Raw genomic sequence first — 20202 nt, 5'->3', positions numbered from 1 at the left:
TGCCCCATGAATTCCCACCCGCGTCGCTCGGGCCCGCGTCCCAAGCGCGAGGCTCGCCAGGAAAGCTCGTCGCCGCGCTGGTTACGGATTGTGGGTGGCCACATGGGTGGTCAGCGAATTCACTATAACGGCGATCCATCAATTCGCCCTATGAAGGACCGCACTCGCGAAAACGTCTTCAATCTGCTGGGCGGACACTTGGATGATTACCTGGCGATCGACTTGTTTGCCGGCACCGGAGTTTTGGGGATCGAAGCCCACAGCCGCGGCGCTTCGCGAGCAATTCTGCTGGAAATGCTCCGGCCAGCCGTGGCCACCATCGTTGAAAATCTTCAGCGCCTCAAGATTGCCGACAAAGTCGAAGTTCACAACGTCGACACACTGCGTTGGCTGAAGTACATCGAAACCACCGCCACCAGCTGGCCACAAGCACCTTGGGTTGTCTTCTGCTGCCCTCCCTATCGACTATGGGAAACCGAGCTCGAGCGACTGCGCGATGGGCTGGTTGCCATGCTCAAACTTGCTCCGCACGGCAGCCTGTTTGTCGTCGAATCCGAAGAGCCCTTCGAAATCCAAACTCAGTTGCCGGAATTCGAGTGGGACGTGCGCACCTACAAACCGGCAGTCATCGGGGTTGCCGAGAAGGTTTGAAGCGAGAAGTTTGAAGTGCGAAGTTTTGAACCTTCCAACTCAAACCCGTAATTTAAAACTTGCTCATCAGCCGCTCGAAAAACTCAGCCGCTAATTGCACTTGTTGGATGTCGACATACTCTACTGCGGCATGTGCTTGGTCGATATCGCCGGGACCAAAGATAATGCTGGGCACGCCGGCCCGTGCAAGTTTGCTGGCGTCGCTGCCAAAGGGCACGCCTGCATGCGCGCTCTCCAGGCCCATCTCACCTAACACAGCGGAGGCCGCCACGCAGATGCCCGCCTCGGGTGCCGTGTCCAAGCCAATGTCGGTTAACATGGGCGGCTCCATTACTACGTCCAACCCTGGATGCTGCTGTCGCAAACGCTCGAGCAGTTGCTCGTAATGCGCCAATACAACTTCAACACTCTCCTCTGGCAGCAAACGGCGATCGATTTCAATGGCACATTGATCAGGCACAAAGTTGACTTGCACGCCGCCGCTGATCTTGCCTACGTTGATCGAGCCAGCACCCAACAGAGGATGCACGCGCTGGGCCAAGCGTTGATTGTCTTGCTCCAATTCCAAAACCACACGCGCCATATGCGAGATGGCATTGACGCCTAAATGCGTCTTGGAACTATGCGCCGAGACTCCGCGCGAGATCATGCGCCACCGTAGAACCCCTTTGCTGGCGATCACCGCTCGCAAGCCAGTGGGTTCAGCAATCACTGCACCAGCGGCCAGCAGCCCTTCGCATAATTTGAGCGCGCCGCGAAACGAAAACTCTTCATCCACCACGGCTGCCATCCAAACTTCACAGACCGGCTGCTGGCCGCGCTGCTTCATCTGGGCCACGGCATACATCATGGCTGCCAAACCTGCCTTAGTATCACACGCTCCGCGACCATACAATCGATCGTCCTGGATCGTTGGCTCAAACGGATCGATCGTCATACCTTGGATGGATACCGTATCCATGTGGGCTTCTAGTATCAATCGCCGCGCTGGGTCTCTGCCCGGCAGCCGCGCAATGACATTGTCGCGACCTGGAAAGACAGTCTGCCGCCAACACTCCACTGCCTGCGACTGCCAATACTTTTCCACGAAGTCAGCCAACTCCGCTTCACCCGGACCACCTTCGTAAAAAGAGTTAACGCTATTGATGCGCACCAAATCGGATAGCAGTTCAATCAACATAGATATTCAAGTACCCATTCAGTATGTGGCATAGGCTTCTAGCCTGCAGAACGTAGGACGGGTCTCCAGGCCCGTCCGTGTGCATTTATAAACGTAGGACGGGTCTCCAGGCCCGTCCGTGTGCATTTATGATGTAGGACGGGTCTCCCGGCCCGTCTGTGTGCATTTATGATGCGGTCGGGCCTGGAGACCCGTCCTACTAAAAGGCAGCTCAACCGTAGGAACCGAGGCTAATGCCGTCAGCTTAGGCGCGAGAAGTTCTCTAGCAGTTGCAAGCCGTGCGTTTGACTCTTTTCGGGATGAAACTGCGTAGCGATTAAGTTACCGCGGGCGATGGCGGCACAGAACTGACCACCGTAATCGCATGAGAGCCAACAAAGGCCTGGATCTTCGGGCTGCACATAGTAGCTGTGGACGAAGTAGAAGTAGGGTTCGGCCGGCAAGCGATCAAAAGCAGCCAAGCCTGCCTGCTCCTGTCGTACGCGATTCCAGCCCATGTGCGGAACTTTGTATTCGCTGGGCAAGTCGAAACGCACGACGCGACCAGGAATGACGCCCAGTCCTTGATGGACACCGCCCTCTTCACCGGTGTCAAAGAGCAACTGCAAACCCAGACAAATTCCCAAGAACGGTCGGTCCGAACGAATGAAGTCGATGATTGGTTCGACCAGGTTGCGTGCCTTCAATTCGCGCATCGCATCGCCAAATGCGCCGACGCCCGGCAGTATCAAACGCTCCGCTTGAGCGATTTCATGTGGATCATTGGTTATCGTCGCTTGGGCACCCACATGTTCAAGGGCCTTCTGCACGCTGCGCAGGTTGCCCATCTGATAATCGACGATTGCTACGCTGGGACGATTCATGAGTTTGGCTTGGGTTGAACTTGATCTGGATAAGGACGCGTTGTGATGACACCTTCTTCGGGACTGCTGGCCTGAGCATACAGCCGTTTGGGAATGCGACCCGCCAAGTACGCCTGGCGTCCAGCCATGGCAGCGTTACGCATGGCATGCGACATCAGTATCGGATCGCGGGCATGCGCGATGGCCGAGTTCAGTAGCACTCCATCAGCCCCCAATTCAAACGCGACCGATACATCGCTGGCAGTGCCCACACCAGCATCGACAATCACCGGGTAATCAGGTTCACCCTCTTTCAGATATTCCAAGATGATTCGCAGATTATTCGGATTGAGAATGCCTTGACCACTGCCGATAGGGCTACCGGCCGGCATGACGCTAGCCGCGCCAGCCGCTTTCAATTGCCTGGCCACAATCGGGTCGTCACTGGTGTAACAGAGGACTTGAAAACCATCAGCGACTAGCTTCTCACACGCTTGCAACGTAGCGATCGGATCGGGCAGCAACGTTTTCGTATCGCCCAGCACTTCCAGCTTGACCCAATCGGCACCAGGATTCTCCAGAGCGCGCAAGATCTCGCGTCCTAGCCTGGCCACGCGCACTGCATCCGCGGCGTTGTAACAGCCCGCCGTATTGGGCAACAACAAGTACTTCTGCGGATCGATAAAGTCGAGGATGTTGCGACCACCGCGCTCATACATCTTTTCGCGACGCACGGCCACCGTCACGACATCGGCACCTGAGGCCACCAGCGAATCTCGCATCAGCTCCATCGTGTCGTACTTGCCAGTACCGACGATCAGTCGACTGGCCAGCGTATGCGAACCGATGCGCAGCGGTGGATCATCGCTGGCCTGAACAGAATTGGAGTCGCTTTGCAAGTCAAGATTCCCGGTCGCCAAATGCGTCACGCTTTAACCGCCTCCAACCAAGGTGACCACTTCGATCTGATCACCATCGCAGAGCAGCGTGCTGGCATGCTCTTGCTTGGGCACTATCTCCAAGTTGCGTTCCACTGCCACAAGTGCGGTTCGCACTCCCTGGCTTGCCAGACAATCAGCAATGGTAGAGCCAACCGCCATCTGCTGCGGCTGGCCATTAACTGAAATCGTAATCATTTGATCAGGCATTCAACGCACATCTCAGACATTTGCTACTCTTCGAAGGCCGCATCAAAGGCGCGAGCGCTGGGAGCGAAGTCGATTCGCTTGGTGAATTGGCATGCTTCGCGAGCGCCAAACTCGCGATCCATACCACTATCTTCCCACTCGATGCTCAAAGGTCCAGTGTACTTGATGTCATTCAAAGCTCGAATGATCTCTTCAAAGTTGATGCCACCACGACCTGGACTGCGGAAATCCCAACCGCGACGTGGGTCGCCAAAGTTGATATGGCTGCCCAAAATACCCGAGCAACCATCCAGCTTGGTGATCGCATCCTTGATGTGGACGTGATAAATGCGATCGGGAAACTTTCGCAAAAACTGCACAGGATCGACACCCTGCCAATGCAAGTGACTGGGGTCGAAATTGAATCCAAACTCTTCCCGACCATCGAGAGCATCGATCGCCATCTCCGCCGTATAGATATCGAAAGCGATCTCCGTTGGATGCACTTCGAGCGCAAACTTCACACCGCATTCACCGAACACGTCCAAGATTGGATTGAAGCGCTCGGCCAGCAATTTAAAGCCCGCATCGACCATCTTTTGCGAGACAGGTGGGAACGAGTACAGCAAGTGCCAGATGCTCGAACCCGTGAATCCATTGACAACGCCAACGCCAAACTTTTGCGCAGCCCGCGCCGTTTGCTTGAGCTCTTCAATGGCCCGCTTGTTAACACCCGCCGGATTGCCATCGCCCCACACATAGTCGGGCACGATCATCTTGTGACGTTCGTCGATATTGTCCAGCACCGCCTGGCCGACCAGGTGAGCACTGATCGCATAACACGATAGCCCATTGGCCTCCAGCAGTTCGCGCTTCCTGGCACAGTAACCATCATCCGACATGGCCTTGTCGACTTCGAAATGGTCGCCCCAACAGGCCAGTTCGATACCATCGTATCCGAATTGCTTGGTGAGCTTGGCCATTTGCTCGAGCTTCAAATCGGCCCATTGGCCAGTGAACAGTGTGACAGGACGAGGCATGGAGGGTCTCCGGTTGGAAAAGGGGGAATCAAATTCTTTGCGATAGGGGGAAATCTGTTCAGTTGAGATGGCAAGGTACAGGATGCATAGGCGAGTGATTCGGTCGAGTAGGAGTAGGAGTAGGAACGCTCGCGAACGTCGACTTTTCGAAAATGATGTAAGGCTCAGCCGTTTCCGAAACTACCGACCTTTGAATTAAGCGAGTGAGCATGGATACGATACTCTTGAGGGTCCGTTTTCCCTGCAAGTTTGGGTCTGCAGATATACCACCGCATGCATAGAGGACGTCGTGAATTGCAGCGCACTCCAACGCGGAACCTCGCGCTATCTCAAAGAATCGACTTTTGTCCTTTAAGCTCTGCTTGCCATTGCCTTCGGCAATGTTTAGGGGAATGGATTGCGAGGCTCGCAACCATTGATCGCGGGCCATACGATTTTGGTAGTGCAGTCTATTGGCCAATTCGAAGGAGAAAGTCACGTAGGTAATGGCTATTTGATAAACTTCGAGCCGCTCGTGATCAAACATTGACTCATTTGTTCCCATCATCCTCTTCCCAATCAATTCAGACGGACCGACACTCCTACTCCTACTCCTACTCCTACTCCTACTCCTACTCCTACTCCTACTCCGCTATTCTTCTTCGCCTCCACCAGCGTCGATGTCTTCAATCGCCTGGGGTGGCGGAGCTATCGGTGGCGGAGCTATCGGTGGCGGAGCTACTGGCGGCAGATCTGCGGCAGCGGCAGCGGCAGCGGCGACAACAGTCTCTTCTTCCTTGGGCACCTTCACGATGGCAGCCAACGTATCGCCGTCATCCATGCGCATGATCTTCACACCTTGCGTATTGCGCCCGATGATGTTGATCTCGTTGGCAGCCACGCGCTGGATCTTGCCGCGAGTGGTCATCATCAACAGCTCATCTTCGTCGCTAACAGGCAAGATTCCGACGACGCGGCCGTTGCGCTTGCTGGTCTTGATATCGATCAATCCCGACCCGCCCCGGCGCTGCGTGCGATAAGAGTTGCCGCTATTGGGTTCATCGGCTTCAGCTTCGGCCTCCGGTGGTTCAGGCGTTTCGGGCTCAGCCGCAGCTTCCACCGCGATCTTACCATCTTCACCTTCTTCTGTTTCGGGCAAGGGTGCCAGCACTTCACCTGCGCCGAACCAGGTGCGCTTGCCAAAGCCCAATTCGCAAACCGTCAGCAGCGTCGTATCCGCATCGGCGACAACCATGCCAACCAGTTCGTCATTCTTGCGCAAGCGAATACCCTTCACACCCGAGGTGTTGCGGCCCATCGAGCGCACATCGGTTTCAGCAAAGCGAATGGCTTTGCCTTCAGCGGTGGCCAACAGCAATTGATCGTTCGGCTTGGTAACGACCACATCGACCAGCGCGTCATCTTCTCTCAACTTAATCGCAATAATGCCGCCTTTCTTAGGTCGGCTGTATTGATCCAGCGGCGTCTTTTTGACGAGGCCTTTCTTAGTAGCCATGACCAAGAAATGACCGGGCAAATTGAAATCGCGCACCGAAACGCACTCGGCAATCTTCTCTTCGGGAGCCAGGTTCAGCAAGTTCACGACCGCGCGTCCGCGGCTCTCTCGCGAGAGTTGCGGAATATCGTAAACCTTCTGCCAATACACTTTGCCTTGGCTGGTAAAGAACAGCAAATACGCATGGGTACTGGCCACAAAGAGATGCTCGATTGGATCCTCTTCTTCGGTCTTGGCACCGGTGATGCCCTTGCCGCCGCGACGCTGTGCGCGGTAGGTGGTCGCCGGAATACGTTTGATGTAGCCGTTATGGCTAATCGAAACCACCATCGTCTCTTCGGTTATCAGATCTTCTAGATTGTAATTGCCGAGTTCTTCATTACTGATTTCGGTTCGTCGATCGTCACCAAAGCGGCGACTGATCTCTTCCAGCTCACCCTTGATAATGTCCAGAATGTTTTGCGGATTGGACAGGATCGTCAAGTAGCCGGCGATTTCATCCAGCAGTTCGGAGTGCTCCTGCGACAGCTTGTCTTGTTCGAGATTGACCAACTGCCCGAGGCGCATCGCCAGGATCGCATCGGTCTGCACGCTGGTCAGCGAATAAACATTGTTGGCACCACGATCGCGCTGGAAATCCTCAAAGCCACGATCACCGAGGGCTCGCTGCATCATCGAAGCGGGCACTTCGACACCCATCAAGCGTTCTTTGGCTTCGGCTTGCGTAGAACTGGTGCGAATAATGCGAATGACTTCATCGATATCAGCCAGCGCTAGCAGCAAACCTTCGACGGTATGCTTGCGGCGACGAGCTCGATCGAGCAAGAACTGCGTGCGGCGACGAATTACGGTGACGCGATGCCGAATGAACTCCTGCATCATTTCCTTGAGCGTCAGCTCGCGCGGCTTGCCATCGACCAGCGCTAAGAAAATGATCGAGAAAGTGTCCTGTAGCGGTGAGAATTGATACAGCTGATTGAGCACGATTTCGGGATCGGCGTTGTTCTTGATATCAACAACGATGCGTACCGGCTCTTTCAGATCGCTTTCATCGCGAATACCGGCGATGCCTTTGATCTTTTCTTCGCGAGCCAGGTTGGCGATCCGTTCGATCACGCGATCGCGAAACTGCTGAAACGGAATTTCGCTGACGATGATGCGCGATTTATTCTTGACCGTCTCAACCTTGGCCCGAGCTCGAATGACGATCGTGCTGCGTCCGGTCTTGTAACCTTGATGAATACCGTACCGACCGCAGATGATACCGCCGGTGGGAAAGTCGGGACCGGGCACGATCTCCAGCAACTCATCGATGGTCACTTCTGGATCATCGATGACGCGAATGATACCTGTGCATATCTCGCGCAGGTTATGCGGCGGGATACTGGTCGCCATACCGACGGCGATACCGGTTGCGCCATTGACCAGCAAGTTTGGAAATTTGGAAGGCAAGACGACTGGCTCTTTGCGAGTCTCGTCATAGGTCGGCACGAAATCGACCGTATCTAGCTTGAGGTCGTCCAACAGCATGGCCGCTGCGGGGCTCAAGCGAGCTTCGGTATAACGCATCGCAGCCGGAGGCAAACCCGCAATCGATCCGAAGTTACCTTGTTTGTCGATCAGCACATGTCGCATGTTCCATTCTTGGGCCATGCGCACGAGCGTGGGATAGATGACGGCTTCACCGTGAGGGTGATAGTTACCGCTGGTATCGCCCGAGATCTTGGCGCATTTGACGCGATGCGACCCTGGTCCGAGATTCAGGTCATTCATAGCGACCAGAATACGCCGCTGCGAAGGCTTCAGCCCGTCGCGCGCATCGGGCAGCGCGCGGCTGACGATCACGCTCATCGCGTACGTCAGATAGCTCTCCTTCAGCTCTTCTTCGATAGGCAGCTTGACCAGCCGAGTGTTGTCCTCGCCTTCCGGTGGCAAGTTCGTTCCGTCATTATCGGGAGGCAGATCAGCCAAAGCGATTTCTTTCCATTGCGAGAATAGAGTCGAGGCTTAAATTCGCTCGAAAAAACCCAGCGTTTTACGCCTTAAAATCAAGCTGCAAATGGTACCAGAAAACCGCCCAATTGCCAACCGGCCCAGCCCGCAATCTAAGCGTCGCAAGTCATTGATTGGCAACTAGTTAAGAACAGGGACGCAGAGCCGCCATAGAGCAGCTGTAGAGCAGCTGTCCCCAGCTGCTCAGAACCCTCTAACCAAAGCTCCTTCCGACCAAGTGTCTAGCGTTGAAGTGAGCGGCCCTGGAGAGCCGCTCTACAAAATCGTAGAGCAGCTGTCCCCAGCTGCTCAGAACCCTCCAACCAATGCTGCTTCCGATCCATGGACCAGCGCAAAGGGTGAGCGGCCCTGGAGAGCCGCTCTACGGGACAGCCGCTCTACGCTGGCTGCAGAAAACTTAGATGCAACTCAGCATGCCGTAGATTCAGGCGGATGCGATCTTCGTGGCTCATTGCCCCAAAGGCCGGACTATCATGCGGACATTGCTCGCCATTCTGCAATCGACCAAAGGCTCGCCGCAGTCGCTCAGCGGCTTCATCCAAGGGTTGATCGTCTTGACCAATGGTACCCGCCGGAATACCAGGAATCTTTACGCCTGGACGCATTCCTTTGCTGAGCATACTCGGAACCATCAATCGCAAAATAAATCGAAGGATCCAAGGCGGCGTCTTCATGGGATAGCCGTCGTATCCATATTCAATCCACGCAGCCAAATGCGCCATCACCTGGCCCGGCTTCCAGTTGCCAGTGACTTGCAAAGAGCCGGCATGCGCGGCGGCTACTATCTGGTCAACATCTTGCAACACTTCATCGATCGATTCGAATCGCAACTTGCGACGACTTACTTTCTTTGTATTCAACATCGAGTTTACTCCTCTGTGCTCTCTGCACTCCGATCAACTTTGAGCAGCGGTAACCACGATCTCGACCCGATACTTGGCATTGGCCAGTTTGGCTTCCACCGTGGCTCGCGGCGGCGCATGACCTGCCACGACCCACGCGTCCCAGACACTATTCATACCGTCGAAGTCTGCCAAGTCGGCTATAAAGATCTGACACATCAAAATGCGGCTCTTGTCCGATCCGTTGTCATTCAGCAGCGACTCAATCAACCCGAGCACTTCGCGCGTCTGCGCTACGATGTCACCATCGAGCGTCGTCTCAGGCACTTGACCAGCCAGATAGATCACACCATTAAAAATAGCCGCCTCGGAATATCGAGTGGCCATACCAATTCGAGTTAGCTGTGGCATAAGCGATGTTTGTGTTTGTAGAGCAGCTGTCCCCAGCTGCTCGGAACCCTTTAAGTAATTTTTTGACGACCGAGTGACTTGCTTGTTTGTTGAGCGGCCCTGGAGAGCCGCTCTACGGAGGTCTTATGTTACAGGTATACGACTTGCCGGGTGCGGAGCAGACTCCTTTAAAAACGCAGAGGCCGCGGAGAAAGCGCTGTCTTCTCTGCGATCCTCCGTCTCTCTGCGTTTAAAAAACAGCACCCTCTAACCAATGTTTCTTCCGACCAATGGACCAACGCAATGGTTGAGCGGCCCTGGAGAGCCACTCTACGAAGGTCTTATGTTACAGGTGTACGACTTGCCGGGTGCTGAGCGGCTGGGGACAGCCGCTCTACGGCGCGACTACAAATCCAGCAGCTGCTGACGCAGTTTGCGCATAACACGACTACGAGCTTGACGTATGGCTGCGGGCGTCAAGTTTAACTGCTGAGCGACGATGTCGGTAGGCAACCCGTCGACCACCGTGCGCCAAAAAGCTTGCCAGGTTTGCGGCGCGAACGTAGCTTCAATTTGAGCCAGTGCTCGCGACGTGAGCTTGGCTTGATCACCCGCTTCGCTCGGCTCCTCTTCGACCTGATCAATCCTATCGGGCACTGCGTTCAGATCCGCCAAGGCCGTACTGCCACCCACGGCGGGCAAGTTGCCGCGTTGGCGGCGAGCTGCGTCGCGCAGCTTGTTGCGCGTAATCGTCCATAACCATCCGCGAAACGCACCGCTGGTTCCGGGAGGATGATAGGTATCAAGCGCTCGCGAGACGGAACTGAATACTTCTTGAATGCAATCGGCGGTCGCTTCCGGTCCAATTCTTAGTCGCCCACACCATTTGATGACGAGCGGACTATACAAATCCACCAACTCGCGCCACGCCAACTCGTCGTGCTGTCGGGCCCGCTCCAATAAACTCAAATTGGTCGTAGATGAAGTCATTCAAGTATTGTAACAACAGGACACATCGTAGAGCGGCTGTCCTCGCGTAGAGCGGCTCTCCAGGGCCGCTCAGCCTTAACGTTGGACTATTGGTCGGAAGAAACTTTAGTTAGAGGGTTCCGAGCAGCTGACGACAGAGCGGCCCTGGAGAGCCGCTCTACAGTAAGCTTCTCTACGATCGACCCAAAGAATCACAGGCTGGAAGCCTATGCCACACCAGGCTGTCACGCGGTGTGCGTTTCTATTAGTAGATAGATTCCTTGGTCCTTGTTAGAGTAATAACCTATGCCACAATCGCCATGTCTGCCGCGTGAAACTCTGAAAGGCTATCTGAACGGATCGGCCGACGAGACGCATATTTCAGTCATCGAATTGCACCTGGCCGAATGTCTCGATTGCGAACAAACGATCGTCGAATTGGAGTCCAATCCGGATACGCTGTGGGTCGACGTGCGAGAACAACCACCTGCAGAAAGTCAAGAAAATTCGGTCTCGGCCGAATCGGCTAGCGTCATCCAACGCGCCGTGGATGCCGTCAAAGTCTCCTTTCGCTCCGCGAAAGGCAGCCAGCCACACCTTGATGCCGCCCTCGAAAAACCCGCCGAAATCCGCTTGCAACAAATCGGGGCTTACAAACTTCTTCGCCCGCTAGGTCGCGGAGGTATGGGCCTGGTCATGTTGGCCCGGCATACCAGTCTGCATCGCGACGTGGCCATCAAGATCTTGCCCAGTGTCATCGGCGATCGACCAGAACTTGTGCAACGTTTCGAGCGCGAGATGATGGCCGCGGGCAAGCTGAATCATCCCGCGATCGTCAACGCCACCGACGCCGGGCAAGAGCAGGGGACGCACTACCTGGCCATGGAGTTCATCGATGGCCTCGACCTCAGTCGTATCGCCCGGCTGGTCGGCCCACTGCCGATTGCCGATGCCTGCGAGATCGTGCGTCAAGCTGCTTTGGGTCTTTCGTATGCGCACGCACAAGGCATCGTGCATCGCGACATAAAACCTTCGAACCTGATGCTGGATAAAACTGGCCGCGTAAAGATTCTCGACTTCGGCCTGGCCCAGTTGAACTTGTGGGATGAAGTTACCTGCGAACTAACCACCGTTGGTCAACTGATGGGCACGCTCGACTATATGGCACCAGAGCAAGCCGAACGCGTTGGGCCGGTCGATCATCGCGCCGATCTGTATGCCTTGGGTGCAACACTGTTTCGCCTTTTAACCGGTCGCGCGCCGCTGGCGGCTTCGCCCAATATGACGTTACTAGAGAAGGTCAAGCTATTGGGTTCCCAAGCTCCACCGTCGGTCGGCACCCTGCGCGAGGATTGCCCGCCCCAGTTAATTAACTTGGTCGGCCAAATGCTGCATCGCGATCCGAGCCAACGTCCTGCCAGCGCTGCGCACATCGCTGAGTCATTGGCGCCGCTTTGTAGCGGACACCAGCTGACGAGCTTACTCGAAACGGCCCTGCATAAACCCGAGGCGCCCAGCGATGAACTGACGAAGTTGAAGCTAGATGTGACTGGCGCAATAACTCAACGCGCGATAATCGCTGCCGCCAGCACCTCGCGTGTGCCGCCTCGCCGATACTGGTGGATCGCTGCAGCAATGCTGCCGTTGCTCATGTTGGCCAGCACGCTCATTGTATTGGAAATGCAAAAGGGTCAACTAATCATCGAATCTGAGGCCGACAATGTTCAGGTAAAGATTGCCAGCCAGGGCAAGCTGGCACAAGAAATGGTTGTGCATCCGGGCGCGCAGAGCACTCGCTTAAGTGCCGACAAGTATGAAATCACTATCGACGGTGCCAGCGATGAAGTAGCGATCAATCAAAGTCAAGTGGAGATCAAACGCGGTGGAACAGTGGTGGCGCGCATTACCAAGAAAGCTTCGGACGCCGCCAAAGATGACAGTCCCAACGTTAACAAAAATCCGAACGCGTCACCTACGCTTACTTATAAAGGCGAGCCGCTCGATCACTGGCTCGGTATCCTCGAGCGCGATCTCAACCTCGACACGCAAGAAGCTGCCACCGAGGGCGTATGCTCGCTAGGGACTGATGCCAATGAAGCGACGCGGCTAAAAATTCGCGATGTCTTGATTCGGGCCATGATGCGTCCATTGCCTGCCTATATCACCATGCAGCGAGAACAGCGGGCCAGCTGGTATACGTCAGAGCCGGTGGAAGTTCACTACCGGGGTATCAACAACCTGTCGCGCACTTTGTTCTATGTTTGTAAACCGCACGAAGCCTTCGAGGCTCTAACCACTCACTGCCTGGCTGGCTCTCCGGACCATCAGTTAGCCGGACTACTGGCCATATGCGATGGGCTTGATAAATTGGATGAGAGTTACTGCATGTGGCTAGTCGAAAAGGAACACTTTGCTGCACTTGATGAGAATATCTGGCTCGTTCTGGTCTATCTCGAAAACTGCATGGGCCGCCGACCCGAATGGGCTGAGAAGATCTTGCCTGAACTGCGGAATCGGGTGATCGAACATCCCAAGCTGGGAGCACCTGTTGCCCTGATCTTACAGGCTCGAGTTCATTCGAATAAGGAAATGACTCTCGAAGACAAACACAACAACATGGCCTCAAGGCGTTTCGTGGAGGATTCGATCGCCAACTATGCGCTCGAGGTCTTCAAGAACTCCGCCTCGACACCAGCCGAAATCGCTCTGGCCGCGTGTCGACTGGCTTCTACGGGTTCTGTCGTTGAGGCTCATCGCGACGAATTAATTCCGCTCATCAGTCAACGGCTATCGACTTTGGCCAAAGACAAGTCTCGGCTACTGGCCGATATCCCAATAGTGCCGGACTTAAAATACGACATATATGCTCCAAGTAGTCGCTTGCCCAGTCAGCATGCAGGTAGCAGCGCGACAAACGAATGGGGAATACAGATTTGCGACCACGACTACGATAAGCCCAAGCGTGAGAACGGGATAACCTACGCGACCAACCTAAGGTATTTCGGTTCAGAAGCAGTGGCCTTATTAGCGCTGACGAGTCGCCTTTCCGCGGTTCGAGAACTTGATGGACCATTAACGGCCGTCGCTGAGCAATTGTTGGCCAATGTACAAAGTCTGCCCGGCTTGGCCCTCGCCGAAATACCTACGCAAGGACCGAGCTCTCGCCAAACGCCCTCGGAGTATGCCGACTTCTGCTGGCCATTTGAAAAGTTCTTGGGCAGTTCGCCACTGGTGAACAAATTTCCGCCAGAGACCTGGCGAGCCTGGAAACTCTTCCAAGGCATGAAGCGGCTTTGTATCGATAAGAATCTGGAAAATACGCAGCTCCACTCCACCATTGTTCGAGCTGAGCAAGCGTACAAACAAGACTCTCAGAGTCAGCCGAGTCCGGAGATCCCCCCCAGTGCCAATGCAGCGGAACTGTCGTGGGCCAAGCGACAAATCACCAAGTACGACAAGAATCAAGACGGTGTATTAACGCAAGATGAATGGGGTCAGATGGTCATCCGCCCAACCGATGCCGACGGCGATGGAAAGATCACATTACAAGAGCTCATACAATCTATAGGCCGACAAAGCGGTCAGCCGGCGCCGATCTACCAAGGCAACACACTCGAGCAGTGGCTGCAAATCTTCGAGAACGATCTGAGTCTGAAGAGCCGCATGGAAGCGCTACACGCCGTGCGGCAACTGGTGAAGGGCCTTTCGGAAGAACAGCTACAGGCGACCACCGCGCGCATCTTGACCGCTACCGACGCATATATCCTGTCGCATCCATTGGACAAATCGTGGATGCAAACTGAATGGGAAGCGCTGCGCGTAGGCTGGCGCGAGTCTACGCGTATTACCGAACCACCGCTCAGCCTGGCACCCGATGTACTGTCGTATTTGCAATGGCGTTTGCCCGAGGATCAATTCGAAGCGTTCGTTCATGCACGGCTGACATCTAACGAAGCCCAACCGGCGACACACTGGATGTATGGCGTTTGTTGGGAGCAACAAGTCACTCGCGGCGACAATCGCTTCGATAAACTCTTTCCGTGGTTGAGTGAAACTGAGCGTTTCAAACAGCTTGACACCCAGGTGGCCAGCCTGGCAGTCGTCTACTTCGAACAACAAATCGGCATGAACCAACAACTGCCTGACGATGCGATTGGTAAGACCATCGATCTGATAAAGTCGCATCCTGCCTTGGGAATCGAAGCTGCCTTAAAGTTTTCGCCACGCATCAAGAACTTGGACATTGAACAGTCCGTCGCCCTGCGAAAGCGGGTCGACACAGTCATTATCGATCTCGCCAAACAAATGCTGATGTTACCCAGTGCGCTCCCAGGCGAGAGCCTGGGAACGAGGGAGAAAGACACATCGCCCGCCGCTGTCACGCTGGCCGCGTGTTGCCTTGCCAGCAGCAACTCACCCGTGCGAGAGAATCGAGCGGAACTAACACCGGTGATTGCCAAGCGACTGAGAGAATTGGCACAGGACTCCGGGCGACTGCTATCCAAGCTGCCGATTGGTGATGAGACGCCAAGCGGACCGCGGACGAGGCCTCTGTTGGTGCGCGTTCTGCCCGATGCATCTCGCCCAAACTACGTTCCGCGTCGACGGGTCATCATTAACAACGAAGTCCTGGCCCTGCTAAGCCTGGCCGAACGCTTGAAGATCTGCGGTGAGATACAAATGGAATTGGTGAGCCTGGTGGAACTGACCAGTGCCGCCGCGGTGGATGTTCAACTGAAAACAAGCGTGGTCATGCCAATTTGGGCGTGGACCGACCAAGATCTGCAGGGTTCCGAACAGGCAGGCAAAGCCGACTTGCCGCTATCTCATTGGACCGCAGCGGCTATTAATTACACGCTCAATCAAATCCAACAACGCAATCCATCGACGCTCAGCACAGGTCCGCTGGTGGAAGCCTTTGCGACACAACGGGCCAAGATCACCATGCAGAAATACGATAGCGACGATGACGGCAAGCTGAGCCCCGCTGAACGCCAGGCAGGCAACGTGCGACTCTCCGACGATAACACCAGTGTGTGGGACATCGAACAATTGAAACTGGTCTTCGTCGAGCTATCAAAAACGCACGGGTTCCAAACGCTGGCTCGCGCTGAAGCGAAGATCAAGGCATATGATCGAAACCAAGACGGTCTGCTTTCGATGGACGAATGGAAATCCATGAGTGGGTGGACCCGTGAAATCGATCAGGAAATGGACACCGACGGCGACGGACAGATCTCGGCCGCCGAATATGCCACCCAAAACGCATACGATGACGAATTGCGAGAACAAATGCTCCAACGCCGCCCGCAGAACCCATCGCAGTAGACTTGCGTCGTGACAGGCCGCTTGAGTACATCGTAAAATCGAAATGCACGTAGCAGCGTCTCTCCGAGACGCTGAAGTGTTTCCGCTACAATCATGCGGTGGAAGTGATTACGAGTCTCGGAGAGACTCGGCTACGTGTCCCACGTAGCAGTGTCTCTCCGAGACACTGATGTGTTTGCGCTAGAGGCATGCGGTGGAAGTGATTACGAGTCTCGGAGAGACTCGGCTACGTGTCCCACGTAGCAGTGTCCCTCCGAGACACTGATGGTTTCCGCTAGAGGCATGCGGTGGAAGAGTTTGCGAGTCTCAGAGAGACTCGGCTACGTGTCCCACGTAGCAGTGTCTCTCCGAGACACTGATGTGTTCCCGCTAGCGTCATGCGATGGAAGGGATTACGAGTCTCAGAGAGACTCGGCTACGTGTCCACGTAGCAGTGTCTCTCCGAGACACTGATCGATTCAAGGTAGCAGCTTGCAGTAGGAGTTAACCGAGTCTCGGAGAGACTCGGCTACGTGGGAGTTCAGGCTTTTCGAGGAAATCATGTCCGCAGTCCGTCATTACCATCCGCATTACACGCATGCCGACTATCTCCGCTGGCCGGGCCAGTGGGAGCTTTGGTTCGGCACGGCTATCGCGGTGACGCCGTCGCCATTTGCGCCTCACGAACGCATGGTCAGCGAACTGGCTTATCAACTGCAGGCGTGTATCAAGAAGCGAGCCTGCTCTTGCTCGCTCTACACCGGACTGGATTGGATTGTGCATGACGACACGGTTGTCCGACCTGACATCATGGTGGTCTGTGGTGAGCAGCCGAGCGATTATCTGCGGAAGCCTCCGAGCCTGATCATTGAGGTCCTAAGTCCATCTACCGCCGAGAAAGACCTGGGGCCCAAACGCGAACTGTATCAGCAACAACTCGCAGAACACTATGTAGTTGTCGACCCTGAACAACCGAGCCCGACCTGCTTCCGACTGAACGACCAGCTAGGTTACCAAATACAACCTGTGGCTACCTTGACGCAGTTTGTTTTACGTGACGGTTGCGAACTAGAGATCCGCTGGCCCTCCGCTCATATTCAATAATACAAATTCAATCATGTCATCCACATTCCAACGCTGGGTTCAGTGCGCACTGCTGGCAGCAATTGGATTGGTCGTTTTGGCAGTCATTCCACGCTTGCTCGAACTGGTGCAACTCCAAAAGGCGGTGGCGCTGACCGAACCCTTCGCCACCAATGGCGACGTTCAAACAACCAAAGTCGAATTGCTTAGTCAGTCTCCAGGCAAATATGTGTGGCGAGTTTACCTGCCGCCGACCAAGGCAGTTCTCTGCTACGAGGGTTTTCAAGACGAGAATCCACCTCGGAGTAATTCCAAAACTTTTGGCAAATCGAGCATCATCCGACCAAGCCGCTTGATGAGCTTCGAAGCCCAAACTTTATCCAATGGTAGATTCCGACAGGTGATTCGCTTGACGGGCGAACATGTGAGAACGAGTTCACCCGCGATTGCAGAGAGCCTCCTCTTTGGTAACCTTGACCGTTGCGAAGTAGAGCTCTTGGGTGCAGATCGCCAGATAGATCTACAGCCCAATGAACTTGTAAAGCTCATGACCATTCGGGCTAAGCCTGATTGGATCGAAGAGCTGCGACTTCGAGGAGAAAACAGGCACAATCTTGATCAACTAACGTTTCCGTTTGTACTGTACGTGGGCACGCCAGAAGCCGCCAAAAAGTACGAAGCATCCCTGACCTCGCCAATATCTAACGCGCCAAGTGCACCGTGAAACGATTCATTCAGCCTCAGCTTTCGTTACTGACTGCGATGCTGATCGCGACCTTGCTCGTTTGCCTATTTGCTTGGTGGAAAATTAACCAGGCGGTCGCGAGCCAACAGCAGCTGTTGCAATCCCTTCGCCGACAAACACGCTCGCTGGTCGTGGTTAGCCCCAATGAGTTGACGGCGGTGAAACGTCTGCCAACTGATCCACTGATCACTACCTGGGACGTCTACATTCCGGCCGGTGCTAACTACACACTATTCGAGTTCGGCTCGGCCATAACTGGTTTAAAACCAGGCCAGCATGTGATCGAACATCGCAACCGCGACGCATTCGAACTATACGTTGACGAGCAATTGGTCGATTCACGTTTACCGCCGGAACACAATTTTGGCGGACGAAGCTCATTCAATACGGACACTTTCAAAGACGCCAGCGGCGTGGAACACCTGACGGCCGTCCCCGCCGGTCGATTCCTGTCTCTGTGCAACGATGACTTCAAATATTGGGAACCCTGGCTATGGATTGCCGTCGGCGATTAATCTTTCCTCAAGTCCAATCGTCATCGGATTAATGAATTACTTCTCGAATTAATTTCGACGCTCGGTCCTGTGACGCAAACAAGTACAACTCGTAAGCTAGCAATGGCACAGTCATGCTCAGCCAGGCAAAGAGTGGATAGCTCCACAGGGCGTCCCACTGTAGCAGTGTGGCGGCGCCAGACAGGATGCGTAGGACGATGGCCGAGCACAGCAGCAGGTAACTACGCATCATCCATCGCTCGTGCTGATGAAACTGACGGTGCAGGGCGGCACGCCAGCCGCGCAGCGTGCAGTAGCCCATGGCCGAAGCTCCGATGAAGAAGGCCAGGCCGGCCACCCAGCCGGTCTGCGCGTAGAGGCTCATCCATAGACTGCTAGGCATTACCAGCAGCACGACCAGGCTCACTTGAGCCCGCCCTAACATGCGATGCCAGCTCGGCCGTGCTCTTCGCAACCGGCGACTGAGTAGCAATGTGCCAGCCAACATCGCCAGCGGGGTCGTAAAGATGTGAACCCAGAAGGCGATTTTGTATGGTCCAAAGAAATACGCTTGGCGACCAGATAGAAACTCGGAACTAAAGTCCAGCGGTAAATAACTGCGATAGCCAAGCGCAATTCCGACGGTAACGCGAGCGATCAACAACAATACGGCGTAGCGCAGGAGGGTCGATAACAACTTTACATGTAAAGTATTTGCTTGCACTGCGCGGCTCATAGGTCACTGGCTGGAGGTGAATTGTTTGACCCGCAGCCGAAATCGAGGAAGCCGAAGACGGTAATGCTCAGGTGAACGCAGACTTGTTTAGAGGGTGCGCCTCGCCTGGCGGCTACGGGTTAAACGAGTTGGTAGACTCGACCGGACCTTCGAATCTGTGTTATCGTAAGAGCATCTTATCTCGCTTGACGGAGCACCCATACCATGTCTGCCAATCCGTTTGAACCCGTGCTTACGCCCAATCAACCCATCGCACCCCGTAGACGGTTCGGGCTGCTGGAGTTGTTGATTGTCCTGGCGACTATCTTTGTTTTGGTCGGCCTGCTCCTGCCGTTCCGGCGTACCGCGCGCGGCGCTGCTCGACGCATGCAATGCTCGAACAATCTGAAACAACTAGCGCTGGCGATGCATAATTATCATGAGGCATACAAGTCTCTACCGCCAGCTTACACGGTCGATGCCGAGGGCAAACGTTTGCACAGCTGGCGAACCCTGCTGCTGCCCTACCTCGAGCAAGAACGCTTGTACGAACAGATCGATCTCAGCAAACCTTGGAACGATCCAGCCAACCTGGCCGTTGGTGGCCATGTTCCACCAGTATTTTCGTGTCCCTCCGACGAAGAACCCACGAAAACGCTTTACCAGGTGGTGGTCGATCCCGAGAGTTGTTTCCCAGGCTCTGCATCAACTGCCTTTGGCCAGATTACCGATGGAACTTCCAATACACTTCTGATTATCGAGGCGCCCGCGGGTAGCGGCGTGCCGTGGATGAGCCCTCACGACACCGATTGGTCCTCGGTGGCTGGAGTTACTGAGAAAAGCACTTTGGTGCACACTCAAGTTTTTCACGCAGCCCTGGCTGACGGTTCAGTCCGCGCTTTTTCCTCACAAGTCGCTGTGGAAGATCGTAGAGCGCTCATGACCATGGCTGCCGGTGACACCCTGGCCGAATGAGCACAGGTTTGGCTTCGCGATTTATTAAACCTTGTCGTTCACTTTGTGCGCGATAAGCGTCAGCAGTTCCCTCTCTGGATCGACCACCAGAACCAACCTTGTTCCCGAATCGATCCAAATCATTCTGCTCGATGCAGTTCCCCAACTTGACGACCATGAGAACCGCCGGCCGGGGACATAACGATGAGCGTTCGGATATCCATACTGGCGAAGAAAGAAACTCCTGGTTTTGAAACGCAGAGACGCAGAGGATCGCCGAGAATACACTTTCGATGATGATTTAAAGAGTGAATTCTCGGCGATCCTCTGCGTCTCTGCGTTTTTGTCGGTCCCT

At 54.9% G+C, this 20202-nt stretch carries 17 protein-coding genes; 6 read left to right on the top strand and 11 right to left on the bottom strand.

Going from position 1 to position 20202, the window contains the following annotated elements; all coding sequences use genetic code 11:
- Window positions 1-6: 6 nt before the first annotated feature.
- Window positions 7-651 carry an RsmD family RNA methyltransferase gene (locus SH573x_RS08140; RefSeq protein ID WP_479354034.1) on the top strand — a complete coding sequence of 215 codons (645 nt, stop codon included), beginning with the start codon at window positions 7-9 and terminating at the stop codon, window positions 649-651.
- Between the two features lie 52 nt (window positions 652-703).
- On the opposite strand, the gene SH573x_RS08135 is transcribed toward SH573x_RS08140, so the two are convergent.
- The 10 genes from SH573x_RS08135 to SH573x_RS08090 form a co-directional block, all read right to left on the bottom strand.
- Window positions 704-1831, bottom strand: a complete 1128-nt coding sequence (locus tag SH573x_RS08135) for a M20 family metallopeptidase (RefSeq protein ID WP_479354033.1) — start codon at window positions 1829-1831, stop codon at window positions 704-706.
- 239 nt (window positions 1832-2070) lie between these two features.
- Complete coding sequence (hisH, locus tag SH573x_RS08130; RefSeq protein WP_479354031.1) at window positions 2071-2694, bottom strand: imidazole glycerol phosphate synthase subunit HisH; 624 nt, start codon at window positions 2692-2694, stop codon at window positions 2071-2073.
- Window positions 2691-3593 carry a thiazole synthase gene (locus tag SH573x_RS08125; RefSeq protein ID WP_479356670.1) on the bottom strand — a complete coding sequence of 301 codons (903 nt, stop codon included), beginning with the start codon at window positions 3591-3593 and terminating at the stop codon, window positions 2691-2693. Before SH573x_RS08125 ends, hisH begins: the two co-directional genes overlap by 4 nt.
- Before the next feature lie 12 nt (window positions 3594-3605).
- A complete protein-coding gene (gene thiS, locus SH573x_RS08120) occupies window positions 3606-3809 on the bottom strand; it encodes a sulfur carrier protein ThiS (protein WP_479354030.1) in 204 nt (67 codons plus the stop codon).
- A gap of 35 nt (window positions 3810-3844) precedes the next feature.
- Entirely contained in the window at window positions 3845-4840 is a 996-nt protein-coding gene (locus tag SH573x_RS08115) for a sugar phosphate isomerase/epimerase family protein (protein WP_479354028.1), read from the bottom strand.
- 58 nt (window positions 4841-4898) lie between these two features.
- Window positions 4899-5366, bottom strand: coding sequence for a four helix bundle protein (locus SH573x_RS08110; protein ID WP_479356668.1), 468 nt, complete (start codon window positions 5364-5366; stop codon window positions 4899-4901).
- Window positions 5367-5471: 105 nt separating this feature from the next.
- A complete protein-coding gene (gene gyrA / locus SH573x_RS08105) occupies window positions 5472-8306 on the bottom strand; it encodes a DNA gyrase subunit A (RefSeq protein WP_479354026.1) in 2835 nt (944 codons plus the stop codon).
- A 419-nt stretch (window positions 8307-8725) separates the two neighbouring features.
- Complete coding sequence (locus SH573x_RS08100; RefSeq protein WP_479354024.1) at window positions 8726-9211, bottom strand: DUF1569 domain-containing protein; 486 nt, start codon at window positions 9209-9211, stop codon at window positions 8726-8728.
- Window positions 9212-9244: 33 nt separating this feature from the next.
- Window positions 9245-9601 (bottom strand): RidA family protein, encoded by a 357-nt coding sequence (locus tag SH573x_RS08095; RefSeq protein ID WP_479354022.1) that lies wholly within the window; start codon window positions 9599-9601, stop codon window positions 9245-9247.
- Between the two features lie 384 nt (window positions 9602-9985).
- Entirely contained in the window at window positions 9986-10570 is a 585-nt protein-coding gene (locus tag SH573x_RS08090) for an RNA polymerase sigma factor (protein WP_479354021.1), read from the bottom strand.
- Window positions 10571-10855: 285 nt separating this feature from the next.
- Here SH573x_RS08090 and SH573x_RS08085 point away from each other — a divergent pair, with 285 nt between their 5' ends.
- From SH573x_RS08085 to SH573x_RS08070, 4 genes are all read left to right on the top strand, one after another.
- Complete coding sequence (locus SH573x_RS08085; RefSeq protein WP_479354019.1) at window positions 10856-15877, top strand: protein kinase domain-containing protein; 5022 nt, start codon at window positions 10856-10858, stop codon at window positions 15875-15877.
- A 540-nt stretch (window positions 15878-16417) separates the two neighbouring features.
- The gene (locus tag SH573x_RS08080) at window positions 16418-16960 is read left to right on the top strand and encodes a Uma2 family endonuclease (RefSeq protein ID WP_479354018.1); all 543 of its coding nucleotides are present in this window, start codon (window positions 16418-16420) and stop codon (window positions 16958-16960) included.
- Window positions 16961-16973: 13 nt separating this feature from the next.
- Window positions 16974-17663 carry a hypothetical protein gene (locus tag SH573x_RS08075; RefSeq protein ID WP_479354017.1) on the top strand — a complete coding sequence of 230 codons (690 nt, stop codon included), beginning with the start codon at window positions 16974-16976 and terminating at the stop codon, window positions 17661-17663.
- Window positions 17660-18199: a hypothetical protein gene (locus tag SH573x_RS08070; protein ID WP_479354015.1), complete on the top strand. Its 540-nt coding sequence runs from the start codon at window positions 17660-17662 to the stop codon at window positions 18197-18199. The genes SH573x_RS08075 and SH573x_RS08070 overlap by 4 nt, the downstream gene beginning before the upstream one ends.
- A 28-nt stretch (window positions 18200-18227) precedes the next feature.
- On the opposite strand, the gene SH573x_RS08065 is transcribed toward SH573x_RS08070, so the two are convergent.
- A complete protein-coding gene (locus SH573x_RS08065; RefSeq protein ID WP_479354013.1) occupies window positions 18228-18914 on the bottom strand; it encodes a DUF2306 domain-containing protein in 687 nt (228 codons plus the stop codon).
- 204 nt (window positions 18915-19118) lie between these two features.
- On the opposite strand from SH573x_RS08065, the gene SH573x_RS08060 reads away from it, so the two are divergent.
- Complete coding sequence (locus tag SH573x_RS08060) at window positions 19119-19868, top strand: DUF1559 domain-containing protein (RefSeq protein WP_479354011.1); 750 nt, start codon at window positions 19119-19121, stop codon at window positions 19866-19868.
- Window positions 19869-20202 lie beyond the last annotated feature (334 nt).

It is taken from the genome of Rania fehmarnensis (assembly GCF_056494185.1).
This window is presented reverse-complemented; position numbering and strand designations above follow the sequence as displayed.